Raw genomic sequence first — 14,101 nt, forward strand, 5'->3', positions numbered from 1 at the left:
GTGACGCTGCTGAAAGGCGTACTGCCGCCGCTGGCGCCAGTCGCCAATCTCGCGATCCTGGTGACGGCGGGCGCAGCGCTCTATGGCGCGTGGATGCTGCTCTTCGCGCGCGACGCGGTCACCGAACTCACCGCACTGGTGTTCCGCAAGCGGCTCCCCGCTCAAACCGACTGAATATAGTCACGCATCGCAGCCGCATCGGCCTCGATCTTGTCGATCCGATATTTCACGAGATCGCCGATCGAGACGAGGCCGACAAGGTGACCGCCATCAACCACCGGCAGATGGCGGATGCGCCGCCGCGTCATCAGCGACAGCCCCGCCAGCGCGCGATCGCCCGGCGCCACGATGACCGCGGGGGTGGTCATCACCTCGCCGACGCTCTTGTCGAGCGCGCTGGCGCCCTCGCGCGCGAGGCAGAGAATCACGTCGCGTTCGGAAAACACCCCCGCGACACCATCGTCGGCCATCACCGGGACCGCGCCGATCCGGCGATCGGCAAGCACCGCCAGCGCGTCGGCAACCGAATGATCGGCGGTGACCGTCACCACCTCGTGCCCCTTGCCCGCCAGAATAGCTGCGATCGTCATGGCTGGTCTCCTTCCACTCATCCGAATCCGACGGCGAAGTCTCTCACGCGCGGACCGATATGGGAAGCGGGACGACACGGACAGGGCGCAATCGCCACAACCAGCCACCGTGCGATCGCGGCAATGAAAAAGGGCCGGCTCCACGATGGCGCCGGCCCTTGATATCACCCTCGCGGGGCCGATCACTCGGCGGCGAGCGCCTCGCTTGCAGGCGGGCGGCCGCGGCGACGGCGCGGCTTTTCCTCGCCCTCGTCGGCGCCCAGCGCCGGCGGCAGGCGATCGGCATCGATCGCGGCGCTCTCCGCCGCTTCGTTTGCCGGCGCAGCATCGGCAGCCTCGACGGTTTCGCGACGCGGACGCCCCCGGCGACGCGGCGCAGGCGGTGCATCGTCCTGCGCGGGCGCGACCACGGGCTCAGCGGTCGCCGGCGCGGCGGCCTCCGGCTGCGCACGCTCGGCGCTCTCTTCGCGGTCACGCGCCCGGACCGGGCGGCGCTCCTGACGTTCGGGGCGATCGGCGCGTTCCTGACGGTCCGGCCGATCCGGGCGCTCGCCATCGTCGTCCTGCGCGCGGCGAGCGCTGCGGCGCTGCTGGTCGTCGCCGCGCTGCTCCTCGCCCTCGTCCTCGATATAGGATTCATCGTCCTGATCGTCGCGCCCACGGCGCTGGTTCTGGTTCTGATTCTCCTCGGCGCGCGACCGGCTCTCGTTCAGCACCCGGAAGTAGTGATCGGCAAATTGCAGATAATATTCGGTGTTGACGCGATCGCCCTGCATCTGCGCGTCACGCGCCAGATTCTTGTATTTCTCGTAGAGTTGATTCGCATTGCCTCGCGCGCGGTTGTCGATGCGATTGCCGCCTTGCGGATTGCCCTGCTGCGGACGCTGTCCGCCACGACCGCGACGGCGGCCGACCTGCCGATTGTTCATCAACGTCTAATGGTCCTTGTGTCCAGTGAACTAACCTGGTCCTGCGCAATCATCGGGATGCGCGTTTCCCGCATGAATCGCGCCTCTTAACGCAGCACGATCAAGCTGCCACGGCCGCCGGACGTCAGCGGCTTCATGACGGTGGTGTGGATCAACGGCCTCTATTCAACGACATGGTTGAAGGTGCCAGCCCCGCCTTCACCCTTAGCTCGCGCGGAACGGCTCGCCAAGAGGAAATATGGGGAGCGATCAACAAGCCTTCAAGTAACGATCGCGCGCGGCCTGCCCGCGAGATCGCGCCGCAATTGCCATGTCCGCCCCAGCCCGCCGACCAGCGCGCCGACGGCCTCGGCCTGTGCGTGCCCGATCTCGAGAATCGCGACGCCGCCAGGCGCGATCAGCCGCGGCAGATCGGGAACGATCGCGCGATAGGCGTCGAGCCCGTCGGTGCCGGCATAGAGCGCGGCGGCGGGCTCATACTCGCGGACCTCTGCCGGCAGCGCCTCCACCGTGCCGATATAAGGCGGGTTGGCGAGGACGAGATCGAATGGACCGGCGATGCCCGTCGCCCAATCGCCCTCGGCGAACCGGGCGCGATCGGCGCTGCCCAGCCGCGTCGCATTGGCACGCGCCATCGCCAATGCCGCGCCGCTGCGATCGACGCCGAGCCCGGTCGCGTTCGGCCATTGATCGAGCGCCGCGAGCAGCAGGGTGCCGGGGCCGGTGCCGAGATCGAGGATCGTAGCAGGCGGGCGACGGGCGAAATGTTCAACCGCGGCCTCAATCAGCGTCTCACTGTCAGGCCGCGGGATCAGCGCGCCGGGGCCAACCGCAAGCTCGATCGTCCAGAATGCGCGGGTACCGGTGATGTAGGCGATCGGTTCATGCTGCAGGCGGCGCGCGAGGAGGGCCGCGAAGGCGGGCGGCACCGGATCGTCGAGTCGACCGAGCAGGAGCCGTTCACGCGTGATGCCGAGCGCGTGCGCCATCAGCAGTTCGGCATCGAGGCGGGGGCTATCCGAGACCGCGGCAAGATCGGCGGTGGCGCGTGCCAGCACGCGCCGCACAACACCCTCCCCCAAAAGCGGGGAGGATGCGAATTGCTCAGCCATCGATCGCGGCCAGCCGCTGAGCCTCGTCCTCGGCGATCAGCGCACCCACCAGCTCGTCCATCTCGCCTTCGAGGATTTCGGGCAGGCGGTGGAGCGTCAGGTTGATGCGGTGATCGGTGACGCGGCCTTGCGGGAAATTATAAGTGCGGATGCGTTCGGAGCGGTCGCCCGAGCCGACCATCGCGCGGCGCGTGCCCGAACGTTCGGCGTGCAGCCGTTCGCGCTCGGCCTCGTAGAGCCGGGTGCGGAGCACGCGGAGCGCCTTGGCCTTGTTCTTGTGCTGCGACTTCTCGTCCTGCTGGATGACGACGAGCCCGCTGGGAAGATGCGTGATCCTGACCGCCGAATCGGTGGTGTTGACCGACTGGCCGCCGGGCCCCGACGAGCGATAGACGTCGATCCGCAGATCCTTGTCGTCGATATGAACGTCGACTTCCTCGGCCTCGGGCAGCACCGCGACCGTCGCCGCCGACGTGTGGATGCGCCCGCCCGATTCGGTCACCGGCACGCGTTGAACGCGGTGGACGCCGCTTTCGAACTTGAGCCGCGCGAACACACCCGAGCCCGCGACGCTGGCGACGACTTCCTTATATCCTCCGGCATCCGAGGGTGAAGCCGAGATCAATTCGACCTTCCAGCCGCGCGCATCGGCATAGCGCTGGTACATGCGGAACAGGTCGCCCGCGAACAGCGCGGCTTCATCGCCGCCGGTGCCGGCGCGGATCTCGAGCATCGCCGCGCGTTCATCGGCGGCGTCGCGCGGCAGCAGCGCGAGCGCGAGCGCACGTTCGGCCACATCGAGCCTGGCCTGATTGTCGGCCAGTTCCTCGGCGGCCATCGCGCGCAATTCGGCATCGGCCTCGGTCGTCATATGCTCGAGGCTAACCGCTTCGGCGCGCAGCCGCCGGACATCGCCCGCCGCGGCCGCGACCGGCTCCAGCTCGGCATATTCCTTCGAGACCTGAACGAAGCGGTCGCCGGGAAGATCGCCGGTCGCCATCAGCGCCTGCAACTCGTCCCGCCGCGCCTCGATCTGCGCGATCCGTTCGGGCGAGATATGGGTCACGATTTCGGCCGCAGCCCCACCTCGTGAAAGAACACGAGATCATTTTGCGAGCCAGAAATAGAATAGACGCTATCGACAGCGTTCTGAATTTCTTCCCTCAGGGTTCCACCAAGACCGACTCGATCCGGAATTTCCCTGAGTTTTGCTCGCGCGCATTCGTCGGTTGCCAACAAGTTCGCGTTCACAGAAAGAATGGCATTTGCCCCGAGCTTGACCGCCTTATCGTACCGCTTCCTGACCGATCCGGTCGCCACGATATCTACCGGCACCTTCAAACGGCGCCTAAACGCAGAGAGCAGCCGCGTGCCCACGTAGTTTAGATCGTCGTCTTCGACCACAACGACTAACCAAGGGGCCTCACGCTCCGGCGCGTCGATCAGCATCGCCAGCCGTTCGATCCCGGCCGCCCAGCCGACGCCCGGCGTGGGATGGCCGCCGAGGCTTTCGATCAGCCCGTCATAGCGCCCGCCCGCGAGCACGGTGCCTTGCGCGCCCAGCCGATCGGTGACGAATTCGAACGCGGTGTGGCGATAATAATCGAGCCCGCGCACCAGCCGGCTGTTGCGGGCCCAGGCGACGCCCGCAGCATCGAGCCCGCGCGTCACCGCTTCGAAGAATGCGCCCGCCTCGCTGGTGAGGTGCGCATCGATATCGGGCGCGGCATCGGCAATCGGCCGATCGCGCGGGTCTTTCGAATCGAGGATGCGCAACGGGTTCTTGTCGAGCCGCGCGAGGCTGTCTTCGGAAAGATCGCCGCGATGCGCCTCGAAATGCGCGACCAGCGCGCCGCGCCACGCCTCGCGCGTTGCGGCATCCCCCAGCGTATTGAGCTGGAGCGTCACCCCCTCGGCGATACCCAATTCGTGGAGCAATTGATCGGCGAGCGTCAGCAGTTCGACATCGGCTGCGGGCTCGGGCGCCCCGATGATCTCGGCGTCGAGCTGGTGAAACTGGCGGAAGCGGCCCTTTTGCGGGCGCTCGTACCGGAACACCGGCCCCGAGGTCGCGAGCTTGAGCGGGGCATATTGCTGCCAGCCCTCGGTGACGAAGGCGCGCGCGATGCCTGCGGTAAATTCGGGACGAAGCGTGATCGAATCGCCGCCGCGATCCTCGAAGGTATACATCTCTTTCGAGACCACATCGGTGGTCTCGCCGAGCGACCGGGCGAAGACCGCGGTCGATTCGAACACCGGGATTTCGAGCCGCTGGAAACAATAAAGCCGGCGGACGCGATCGAACGCCTCGACGACGCGCGCGAAACGCCGCTCGTCCTCGCCGAAAATATCCTGCGTGCCGCGGATGCGATTGGGGGTGTCGATGCGAGCCATAAGCGCGGCGTTCTCTATGCGAGGCGCCGTCAAATCGCCAGCTTTTCGTCACGCCGCCGCGGCCAGGCGTAGCGGACACACCCGCTTGGGCGGCGCAAGGTGTTGGCATTACGCCACTGATCGCGGGAAAAGCACGGTTCGAGGGTTGCCGCCTAAGCGCACTGCATCCTAAGCCTGTCGCATCCTCCTTCTGCCGAAAGGCCTTCCATGTCTCGTACTGTCCTTGTCGCGCTGGCGCTGCTTGCCTCGACCGCGGCCTTCCCCACCGCCGCGCAGGTCACCAATTCAAAGCCGCAGCCGGTACCGTTCGCCGACACCATCCCGGCCCCGGTCGACACGCCCTATCCGGGTACGATCACGCTCAACGTCGACGCCAGCGACCCCACGCAAGGGTTGTTCAAGGTGACGCAGCGCATCCCCGTGGCGAAGGCCGGGCCGACCACGCTGCTCTATCCGAAGTGGCTGCCGGGGCATCACTCGCCCTCGGGCCCGGTCGACAAGGTTGCAGGGCTGGTGTTCCGCGCAAACGGCAAGGTGCTGCCGTGGACGCGCGACAAGGTGGATATGTACGCCTATCATATCGACGTGCCCGAGGGTGCGGCGGCGATCGAGATCAGCTTCACCTATCTGTCGGCGACCAAGCCCAATCAGGGCCGCATCCAGATGACACCCGAGATGCTGAGCCTGCAATGGAATACAGTGAGCTTCTATCCCGCGGGCTATTTCACGCGGGGCATCCCGGTTGCCGCGACGGTAAAGTACCCAACCGGGTGGACCGCCTATTCGGGGCTGCCCGCAACCGCGACCGGCGCGACCTATGCCTATCAGCAAACCGATTATGAGACGCTGATCGATTCGCCGACGATTGCGGGCAAATACACCAGGAGCTGGCCGCTGTCGGAACGCGTGTCGCTCGATGTCGTCGCCGACACGCCCGACGAACTCAAGGCCACCCCCGAGCAGATCGACGCGCACAAACGACTGGTCACGCAGGCGGTGAAGACCTTCGGCGCGCAGCATTATGACAATTACCATTTTCTGCTGTCGATCTCGGACAATCTCGGCGGGATCGGGCTCGAGCATCACCGCAGTTCGGAAAACGGCGTCGACACCGGCTATTTCACCAACTGGAACAATCAGGTGCCCGCGCGCAACCTGCTGCCGCACGAATATACGCATAGCTGGGACGGCAAATTCCGTCGCCCGGCCGAATTGTGGACCCCCAATTATTCGGTGCCGATGCGCGATTCGGGGCTGTGGGTCTATGAAGGCCAGACGCAATTCTGGGGCTATGTGCTCCAGGCGCGCTCGGGGCTGGTGTCGAAGCAGGATACGCTCGACGCCTACGCCTATATCGCCGCGAATTACGACAATACGCCGGGCCGCGCGTGGCGGCCGCTGATCGATACCACCAACGATCCGATCATCTCGCAGCGCCGGCCCAAGGGCTGGACCAATTATCAGCGCTCCGAAGATTATTATAACGAGGGGCTGCTGGTGTGGATGGAGGTCGATTCGATCCTGCGCCAGCAATCCGGCGGCAAGAAATCGATCGACGATTTCGCCCGTGCGTTCTTCGGCGTGCGCGACGGTGACTGGGGCGTGCTGCCGTATACATTCGACGATGTGGTCGCGACGCTCGACGCCATCCAGCCCTATGACTGGCGCGGCCTGCTGACCGCCCGGCTCAACGACACCAGCGACCGCGCGCCGCTCAGCGGCTTCACCAACAATGGCTACAAACTGGTCTATACCGATCAGCCGACCAACTATCTGAAACAGATCCAGAAAAACTATGGTCGCATCGACGCGACCCACTCGCTCGGGCTCGGCACCGACGATAAGGGCGCGATTTCGACGGTGATCTGGAACAGCCCGGCGTTCAAGGCGGGGCTCGACGTGGGCGACGCGATCACGGCGGTGAACGGCGCCGCCTTCTCGGGTGACCGGCTAAACAATGCGATCCGCGACGCCAAGACGAACAAAACGCCGATCCGGCTGCTCGTGAAAGCCGGCGATCTCTACAAGGATATCGCCATCGACTATCACGAGGGCTTGCGCTATCCGCGCCTCGAAAAGACGGGCAAGGGAGAAACCGGGCTCGACCGGCTGCTCGCACCGCGCCCCTAACGGGCCATTTCAGTCGTTATATTCGCGGCTCGCTCCTTGCGGGGAGCGGGCCGGTTATCGTGTGTGTTCAAAGAGGAAAACCAATGCGTATCGACATGGTGCCGATCGGCGACAATCCCCCCGAAAGCCTCAACGTCATCATCGAAGTGCCCGTCGGCGGCGAGCCCGTGAAATACGAGTTCGACAAGAAATCCGGCGCGCTGTTCGTCGATCGCATCCTCCATACGCCGATGCGCTATCCGGCCAATTACGGCTTCGTGCCCCACACGCTGTCGCCCGATGGCGATCCGATCGACGCGCTGGTCGTCGCGCGCTCGCCGTTCGTGCCCGGCTGTGTCGTGCGCGCGCGCCCGATCGCGGTGCTCCACCTCGAGGACGAGCATGGCGGCGACGAGAAGCTGATCTGCGTCCCCGTCGATGCGACCTTCCCTTATTATACCGATGTTGGCGAGAAGGACGATCTGCCCGAGATCGTGTTCCAGCAGATCGAGCATTTCTTCACCCATTACAAAGACCTGGAGCCCGAAAAGTGGGTGCGGGTCGGCAAATGGGGCGATGCCGAGGAAGCCAAGCGGATCGTGCTCGAAGCGATCGAGCGCGCCAACGGCCAGAAGGCCGCCTGATTTTGTGAGTCGGGGCCGCGCTCAGCCGCGGCCCGCAAGCCGGACGAGCGCGTCACCCGCCGCGCGTCCGATCCGCCATTCGTCGAGCAGCTCGGCACCCATCTGCGCGTAAAAGGCCTTGGCGGGTTGGTTCCAGTCGAGCACCGCCCATTCGAACCGGCCGCAGCCCCGATCGAGGGCGATCCCGGCGAGGTGCCGCAGCAAGGCGGTGCCGACGCCCGCGCCGCGTGCCTCGGGCGTGACGTAGAGATCCTCGAGATACAGCCCGCGCCGCCCCGTCCAGGTCGAGAAATTGTGGAAGAACAGCGCAAAGCCCTGCGCCACGCCATCGCGCGTCGCGAGCACGGCTTCGGCGGCGGGATGCACACCGAACAGCGCCTCGGCGAGCATCGGCTCGGTGGCGTCCACCGCATCGGGTGCGCGCTCGAACACCGCCAGCTCGCGCACGAGTAGCAGGATCGTCGGTACGTCATCGGGGGTCGCGGGGCGGATCGTCAGCGTCATGGCACCATCGGCTCGGGATCGGCAAAGGCCTGGGGTCGGCGACGGGCGGCGGCGATGCAGCCGGCGACGATCAGCGCCGCACCGGCAATCGTCCACAGCGAGACCAGCTCCCCGAACACCGTGTAGCCGAACAGCGTTGCTCACAGGAACGACGTATATTCGGTGGGCGCAAGGTAGCTCGCGGGCGCATGCGTATAGGCCCAGGCAAGCAGGCCGAGCGACGCGGTCGAGAGAAAGGCCGCGAGGATCAGCGCGGGCGCGTGATCGAGCGGCAGCGGCGAGGCCAGCCACGGCGCGGGCAGGGCCAGCAGCACCGCAACGACAAGGCTCTGGAAGAAGATGATCTCGATCGGCGCGGCGGCGAGCGACTGCTGGCGCATCAGGATGATGTTCCACGCGTAACAGACCGCCGAGACGAGGATCGCGATCGCACCGACGAAGGCATCGTGCCCCAATGCCGCGCGCGACTGCCCGATCAGGATCAGCCCGACCCCGGCAAAGGCGATGAGCGACGCGCCGATCGCGGCCCGTGATACATGTTCGCGCAGCAACAGCGCCGCCAGCCCGAGCGCGACCAGTGGCGCGACATAGGTCAAGGCGATCGCCTGCGCCATCGGCACGCGGGCCAACCCCCAGAAGAACAGCAGCGCCATCAGCGTGGAGACCGTACCGCGGATGAGGTGGAGGCGTAACGCCGTGCGGCTCGGCCGGCGCCGGTGCAGCGCGCACCACAGCGCGGCGGTGAACCCGGCCGCGATGATGCTGCGCCAGAACATCGTGTCGTACAGCCCGATCGCGATCACCAGCGCCTTCATCAGCGCGTCCATGCACGAGAAGACGGCGATGCCGAGCACGCCCACGGCAAAGGCGCGCGCAGGCGGTACGGGCGCGGTCATGGCACGATGACTGACGGCAACACATGCTCCTGCATCGTCATGGTGGGGGCCGCAGCCCCACGGCATCCGGCGGCAGGGCGCGTGGGGTTAGGATCTGATCGCGCGTGCTAGTTCTGGCCCAGCCCCTGTTCAAGGAAACGTTCGGCGATGGCGCAATGCATGGCGATGCCGCGCGCCATCACATCCTCTTCGATCGTCATCCGCGTGTTGTGGAGCGGCGGGTTGGTGAGCGGGTTGCTGCCCACGGGCGCGACGCCGATGAACGCCATCGCACCGGGTACCTTGCGGAGCACGTAGGAGAAATCCTCCGCACCCATCATCGGCGCCGGCATCCGGTGCCAGCCCTGCTCGCCGCCGAGATGCTCGGCCACGCCCTGCATCATCGCGGTGGCGCGCGCGTCGTTCATCGTCACCGGATAGCCCTGCTCGATCACCGACTCGCCCTCACAGCCGTGCGCGGCGGCGATATGGGTGACGATGCGCCTGAACGCCGCCTGTGCCTTGGCGCGCGTCTCCTCCGACAGCGTGCGCAGCGTGCCGAGCAGCTTCGCTTCGCCGGGGATGATGTTGTGCGTCGAGCCCGCCTCGATCCTAGCGATCGTCAGCACCGCCGGATCGGTGACGGGCACCTGCCGCGCGATATAGGTCTGGAGCGCGGTGACGATCTCGCAGGCCACGGGAATCGGATCGATACAATCGTGCGGCATCGCGGCGTGGCCACCCCGCCCCTTGATCGTCGCGATCAGCGTGTCGGCGGAAGCGAGCAAGGGGCCCGGCCGGCCGACGAACACGCCGGCGGGCGCATTGGGGGTGATGTGAAGCGCGAACGCGGCATCGGGCGCGGGATCGTCGAGCAGCCCGTCCTTGATCATGAACTCGGCGCCGTGATGCCCTTCCTCGCCGGGCTGGAACATGAACACGACGGTACCGGCCAGATCGTCCTTGCGGGCGCACAAGGCCCGCGCCGCACCCACCAGCATCGCGCTGTGCGAATCGTGCCCGCACGCGTGCATCGCGCCCGGCACGGTTGAGGCATAAGGCAGCCCGGTTTCCTCCTGCATCGGCAGCGCATCCATGTCGCCGCGCAGCAGCACGGTGCGGCCGTTGTCGCTGCGCCCGCGCAGGATCGCGACGAAACCGGTGGTCGACGGGCCATCGCGAATCTCGAGCGGCAGATCGGCGATCGCGGCCTTGAGCTTGGCGGTGGTGCGCGGGCAATGGAGCCCGATCTCGGGCTCGGCATGGATCGCACGACGAAGCGCGATCACATCAGCGAGTTCGGCCTCGCCCGCGGCGCTCCAATCGGTGTTCAGTTCCGCGTTCATCGCTTCGACTCCCGGCAAGCTGGTCTGTTGCCCGCGATGCTAGGCCGATCGAAGGGCCCACGCAAAGCGGTTCAATCGGGCAGCCCCCAGTGCCAGCCCCAGCCGCCGTCGGTCTTGCGCCAGCTGATGACGATGAAGGTCAGCGTCAGCACCACCGCGACGATGATGCGCGTCGTATCGCTGGGCAGCAGCCGGATCGCGGCGATCAGCAGCACCACGAAACCGAGCGTCAACGCCCAGCCCTGCCACGTCACCGGAGTGGCGCCGATCCCGAACAATTTGGGGGCGAACCAATAACCGTCGCGCACCGTGGCCCAACGTTTGAATGCACTCATGCTTCCCGCTCCTGTTTGGGCGGACGGCCGCGCCGAGGAGGCCTGGGGTCCGCCAGTTTGACGCCGCGCCGCGCCAGCGCCTCGCGCAGCAGGCATTCGACCTGCGCGTTGACGCTGCGCAGATCGGCCGCCGCCGTGCGCTCGATCGCCGCGTGGAGCGCGGGATCGAGACGCAGAGCAAACGCTTTTTTCGCCGGGACCGCCACGATTCGCTACTGATAGAGCGTGCCGGTGTTGACGACCGGCTGCGCGTCGCGGTCGCCGCACAGCACCACCATCAGGTTCGACACCATCGACGCGCGGCGCTCGTCGTCGAGTTCGACCACATCCTTCGCGGAAAGCTGCGCCAGCGCCATCTCGACCATCCCGACCGCGCCTTCGACAAGCGTCTGGCGCGCCGCCACCACCGCCTGCGCCTGCTGACGGCGCAGCATCGCCCCGGCAATTTCGGGCGCATAGGCCAGGTGGGTGAAGCCGCATTCGTCAACGGTGATGCCCGCGACCTCGAGCCGGGCGATCAGTTCGTCGCGCAATTCGCCGCCGATCTGCTCATGATTGCCGCGCAGCGTGACTTCCTGATGCTCGAAATCGTCATAAGGGTAGCGCGAGCCGATCGTGCGCACCGCCGCCTCGATCTGGACGTTCACGAACGCCTTGTAATCATCGACATCGAACAGCGCCTGCGCCGTATCGGTAACGCGCCACACCACTTGCGCGGCCATTTCGATCGGATTGCCGCGCAGATCGTTGACCTTGATCTTGTCCGAAATCACGTTGTTGGCGCGCACCGACATCTTCTTGCGCATCATCCATGGCAGCACCCAGCGCAGCCCCGAGGCGCGATCGGTGCCCTTATAGGCGCCGAACAAGGTGATCGCGACCGCCTGGTTGGGCTGGATCATGTAAAAGCCGATCAGGACGAACGCTGCCACCGCCACCGCGGCCGCGATGATACCGCCGCCGATCGCGGGCGCCGTTTGCAGCCAGGTCGCGCCGTACACGCCCGCGGCGATCGCCGCGACCTCGACCACCAACATGCCATAGCCGTTCGACGACGAGACGCGCTGCTCGGCCGAGCGATTGAGAATCTGGGACACCGCTTGCGTCATGATGATCACCCCTTAAAAGATGATATCATCATTATATTGTTTCGATGGCGCTGGCAAACCGATTTTGTCGCAAGACCGCCCATATGAAAACGCCGCCGGAACCCGTCGGTCCCGGCGGCGCCCTCTGGGAACGCAAAAGCGTTCGAATCAGCCGATAACGACGGTTACCGCGCGCCGGTTCTGCGCCCAGCTCGCTTCGTCCGAACCCATCGCAACCGGACGTTCCTTGCCGTAGCTGACCGTGGTCAGCCGCGACGCGTCGACACCGCGCGACGCAAGATAGTTCTTGGCCGCGTTGGCGCGACGATCGCCCAGCGCGAGGTTGTACTCGCGCGTGCCGCGCTCGTCGCAATGCCCTTCGATCGTCACGCGGACGTTGGGGTATTTCATCAGCCAGGCGGCCTGGCTGTCGAGGATCGCGCGCGATTCCGAATCGATGTCATATTGGTCGAGCCCGAAATGCACCGTATCCGCGGTCACCGACCGCTGGAAATCGGCCGCCGAGCCGGGCACGACGCCGCTCGTCGACGGGCCGGTCGGGCTCGTCGTGTCAGTGTACGATGGTGCCGTCTCGCTAGGTGCGGGCGGCAGCGTCTCGGGACGCTTCTTGGAACAACCGGCAACCGCGATAAGTGCGGTGCCGATAATGAGTGTGGTCGTCAGTCTGGCCATCACGATTCTCCCTCGATCTTGGTCGTTACGCCCCCGCTTCGATCGCGGAAGCCATTGCCTGTCACAAACTCTATGTCAACGCTTCAGGGGCGCAAGGGGCCCCATGCCGGATCCGATCCATCAAGCGGCGTCGGCACCTTACGTTCATTGACCCCGGTCAGGTCAACCGACCACAGGTCCGCGGTGCCGCGGCCGCCCTGACTGGTGCGAAAGAACATCAGCACGCGGCCGTTGGGCGACCAGCTCGGCCCTTCATCCTGCCAGCCGTCGGTGAGGATCTTTTCACCCCCGCCCGATGGCGACATGATGCCGACGCGGAAGGTGCCGCCCAATTTGGTAAACGCGATCAGATCGCCGCGCGGGCTCCACACCGGGGTCGCATAGCGCCCGCCGCCGAAGCTGATCCGGCGCTGGTTGCCGCCATTGGCATCCATCACATAGACCTGCTGCCCGCCCGAGCGATCGCTTTCGAACACGATTTTGGAGCCGTCGGGCGAATAGCTGCCACCGGTATCGATTCCCGGCGAGGTCGTCAGCCGCTGCGGCTGGCCGCCCGATGCCGAGACCCGATAGATGTCGGTGTTGCCGCCAACCGCCATCGAAAACAGGATATATCGGCCATCGGGCGAGAAACGCGGCCCGAAGGTCAGGTTGGGCGTCGATACCACCAGCCGCTGACGGCCCGATCCGATGTCGTAGACGTAGATCGACTGCCGCCGATCGGCGAAACTCATATAGACGATCGACTGCTGGTTCGGCGCGAAACGCGGGGTCAGCACGATCGACTGGCCATTGGTCAGAAAGCGGTGGTTGGCACCATCCTGATCCATGATCGCGAGCCGCTTGATCCGGTTGCCCTTGGGGCCGGTTTCCGAAACATAGACGACGCGGCTGTCGAAATAGGGGCCTTCGCCGGTGAGGCGGGTATAGACCATATCGGCGCATTTGTGTGCCGCGCGGCGCCAGTCCGCGGGGGCGACGACAAAGCCCTGACGCGTCAGTTCGTTGCGCGCAAACACGTCGTAGAGATAGCAGCCGACCGTCAGCGTGCCGTCGCCATTGGCGCGGATATAGCCCTGGACGAGCGCCTGCGCGCCCGAACCCGCCCAATAATCGAACGCCGGGGCGGTCACTTCGGGAAAGCCGATCGCGCGCAACGCATTGCGGCCAACGGGCGAGAACAGCCCCGAATTGCGGAGATCGTCGGCGATCACATCGGCGAGCTTCTGCCCGAGCACGTCGGTAGTGCCGGCGGCCGTGCTGGCGACCTGCGGGGTCGGCAGCGGCGGGATCGCGATCGGCATCGGCGCCGAGATGCCGCCGGTGACGCTCACCTCCAGCGGGGCGCCACCCTGCTGATCCTGCTGAAACGCGGCGCTGGGCGGCGCAGCCGTCTGTTGCGCAGCGGCCGGTAGCGCGACGAGCGTGGCGCACATCGCGGCAAACAGGCGCCCAAATCGGAAATGGTGCTTCATGATCCCC

At 66.0% G+C, this 14,101-nt stretch carries 17 protein-coding genes (1 of these 17 cut by a window edge); 3 read left to right on the plus strand and 14 right to left on the minus strand.

The genetic code is table 11. The annotated features are described in order from the left end of the window. A protein-coding gene (locus tag NFE57_RS08085) for a lipopolysaccharide biosynthesis protein (protein ID WP_252135069.1) crosses the window boundary here: on the plus strand, positions 1–174 show its 3' end. It extends 1,263 nt beyond the left edge of the window; only the last 174 of its 1,437 coding nucleotides appear in the window; its start codon lies beyond the left edge, outside the window; its stop codon occupies positions 172–174. Here the strand turns inward: NFE57_RS08085 and NFE57_RS08090 are convergent. The 5 genes from NFE57_RS08090 to hisS all read right to left on the minus strand — a co-directional run bounded on the left by NFE57_RS08090 (position 162) and on the right by hisS (position 5,025). Beyond that, complete coding sequence (locus NFE57_RS08090) at positions 162–590, minus strand: CBS domain-containing protein (RefSeq protein WP_252135070.1); 429 nt, start codon at positions 588–590, stop codon at positions 162–164. The genes NFE57_RS08085 and NFE57_RS08090 overlap by 13 nt on opposite strands. A gap of 182 nt (positions 591–772) precedes the next feature. Beyond that, positions 773–1,522 carry a DUF4167 domain-containing protein gene (locus tag NFE57_RS08095; RefSeq protein WP_252135071.1) on the minus strand — a complete coding sequence of 250 codons (750 nt, stop codon included), beginning with the start codon at positions 1,520–1,522 and terminating at the stop codon, positions 773–775. A gap of 257 nt (positions 1,523–1,779) precedes the next feature. Then, positions 1,780–2,631, minus strand: coding sequence for a peptide chain release factor N(5)-glutamine methyltransferase (gene prmC / locus NFE57_RS08100; RefSeq protein WP_286207741.1), 852 nt, complete (start codon positions 2,629–2,631; stop codon positions 1,780–1,782). Then, positions 2,624–3,697: a peptide chain release factor 1 gene (prfA, locus tag NFE57_RS08105; protein ID WP_252135073.1), complete on the minus strand. Its 1,074-nt coding sequence runs from the start codon at positions 3,695–3,697 to the stop codon at positions 2,624–2,626. Before prfA ends, prmC begins: the two co-directional genes overlap by 8 nt. After that, the gene (gene hisS, locus NFE57_RS08110) at positions 3,694–5,025 is read right to left on the minus strand and encodes a histidine--tRNA ligase (protein WP_252135074.1); all 1,332 of its coding nucleotides are present in this window, start codon (positions 5,023–5,025) and stop codon (positions 3,694–3,696) included. The genes prfA and hisS overlap by 4 nt, the downstream gene beginning before the upstream one ends. 207 nt (positions 5,026–5,232) lie before the next feature. Between hisS and NFE57_RS08115 the strand changes: the two genes are divergently transcribed. Together NFE57_RS08115 and ppa are read left to right on the plus strand one after the other, a co-directional pair. Beyond that, entirely contained in the window at positions 5,233–7,155 is a 1,923-nt protein-coding gene (locus NFE57_RS08115) for a M61 family metallopeptidase (RefSeq protein ID WP_252135075.1), read from the plus strand. Positions 7,156–7,238: 83 nt separating this feature from the next. Further along, on the plus strand, positions 7,239–7,778 hold the full coding sequence (ppa, locus tag NFE57_RS08120; RefSeq protein WP_252135076.1) for an inorganic diphosphatase: 540 nt from the start codon (positions 7,239–7,241) through the stop codon (positions 7,776–7,778). Positions 7,779–7,799: 21 nt separating this feature from the next. On the opposite strand, the gene NFE57_RS08125 is transcribed toward ppa, so the two are convergent. The 9 genes from NFE57_RS08125 to tolB form a co-directional block, all read right to left on the minus strand. Continuing rightward, positions 7,800–8,282 carry a GNAT family N-acetyltransferase gene (locus NFE57_RS08125; RefSeq protein ID WP_252135077.1) on the minus strand — a complete coding sequence of 161 codons (483 nt, stop codon included), beginning with the start codon at positions 8,280–8,282 and terminating at the stop codon, positions 7,800–7,802. Then, entirely contained in the window at positions 8,279–8,401 is a 123-nt protein-coding gene (locus NFE57_RS16765) for a hypothetical protein (protein ID WP_353653883.1), read from the minus strand. Before NFE57_RS16765 ends, NFE57_RS08125 begins: the two co-directional genes overlap by 4 nt. 21 nt (positions 8,402–8,422) lie before the next feature. After that, a complete protein-coding gene (locus NFE57_RS08130) occupies positions 8,423–9,178 on the minus strand; it encodes a DMT family transporter (RefSeq protein WP_353653885.1) in 756 nt (251 codons plus the stop codon). A 107-nt stretch (positions 9,179–9,285) separates the two neighbouring features. Then, positions 9,286–10,503 carry a M20 metallopeptidase family protein gene (locus NFE57_RS08135; RefSeq protein WP_252135078.1) on the minus strand — a complete coding sequence of 406 codons (1,218 nt, stop codon included), beginning with the start codon at positions 10,501–10,503 and terminating at the stop codon, positions 9,286–9,288. Positions 10,504–10,574: 71 nt separating this feature from the next. Next, positions 10,575–10,838 carry a hypothetical protein gene (locus tag NFE57_RS08140; RefSeq protein WP_252135079.1) on the minus strand — a complete coding sequence of 88 codons (264 nt, stop codon included), beginning with the start codon at positions 10,836–10,838 and terminating at the stop codon, positions 10,575–10,577. Further along, a complete protein-coding gene (locus NFE57_RS08145; protein WP_252135080.1) occupies positions 10,835–11,044 on the minus strand; it encodes a type II toxin-antitoxin system antitoxin in 210 nt (69 codons plus the stop codon). Before NFE57_RS08145 ends, NFE57_RS08140 begins: the two co-directional genes overlap by 4 nt. Before the next feature lie 6 nt (positions 11,045–11,050). Further along, on the minus strand, positions 11,051–11,947 hold the full coding sequence (locus tag NFE57_RS08150) for an SPFH domain-containing protein (RefSeq protein ID WP_252135081.1): 897 nt from the start codon (positions 11,945–11,947) through the stop codon (positions 11,051–11,053). Positions 11,948–12,094: 147 nt separating this feature from the next. Then, positions 12,095–12,619 (minus strand): peptidoglycan-associated lipoprotein Pal, encoded by a 525-nt coding sequence (gene pal / locus NFE57_RS08155; protein ID WP_252135082.1) that lies wholly within the window; start codon positions 12,617–12,619, stop codon positions 12,095–12,097. Between the two features lie 83 nt (positions 12,620–12,702). Continuing rightward, positions 12,703–14,094 carry a Tol-Pal system beta propeller repeat protein TolB gene (gene tolB / locus NFE57_RS08160; RefSeq protein WP_252135083.1) on the minus strand — a complete coding sequence of 464 codons (1,392 nt, stop codon included), beginning with the start codon at positions 14,092–14,094 and terminating at the stop codon, positions 12,703–12,705. Positions 14,095–14,101 lie beyond the last annotated feature (7 nt).

Source organism: Hephaestia sp. MAHUQ-44, from assembly GCF_023806085.1.
Lineage (GTDB): Bacteria > Pseudomonadota > Alphaproteobacteria > Sphingomonadales > Sphingomonadaceae > Sphingomonas.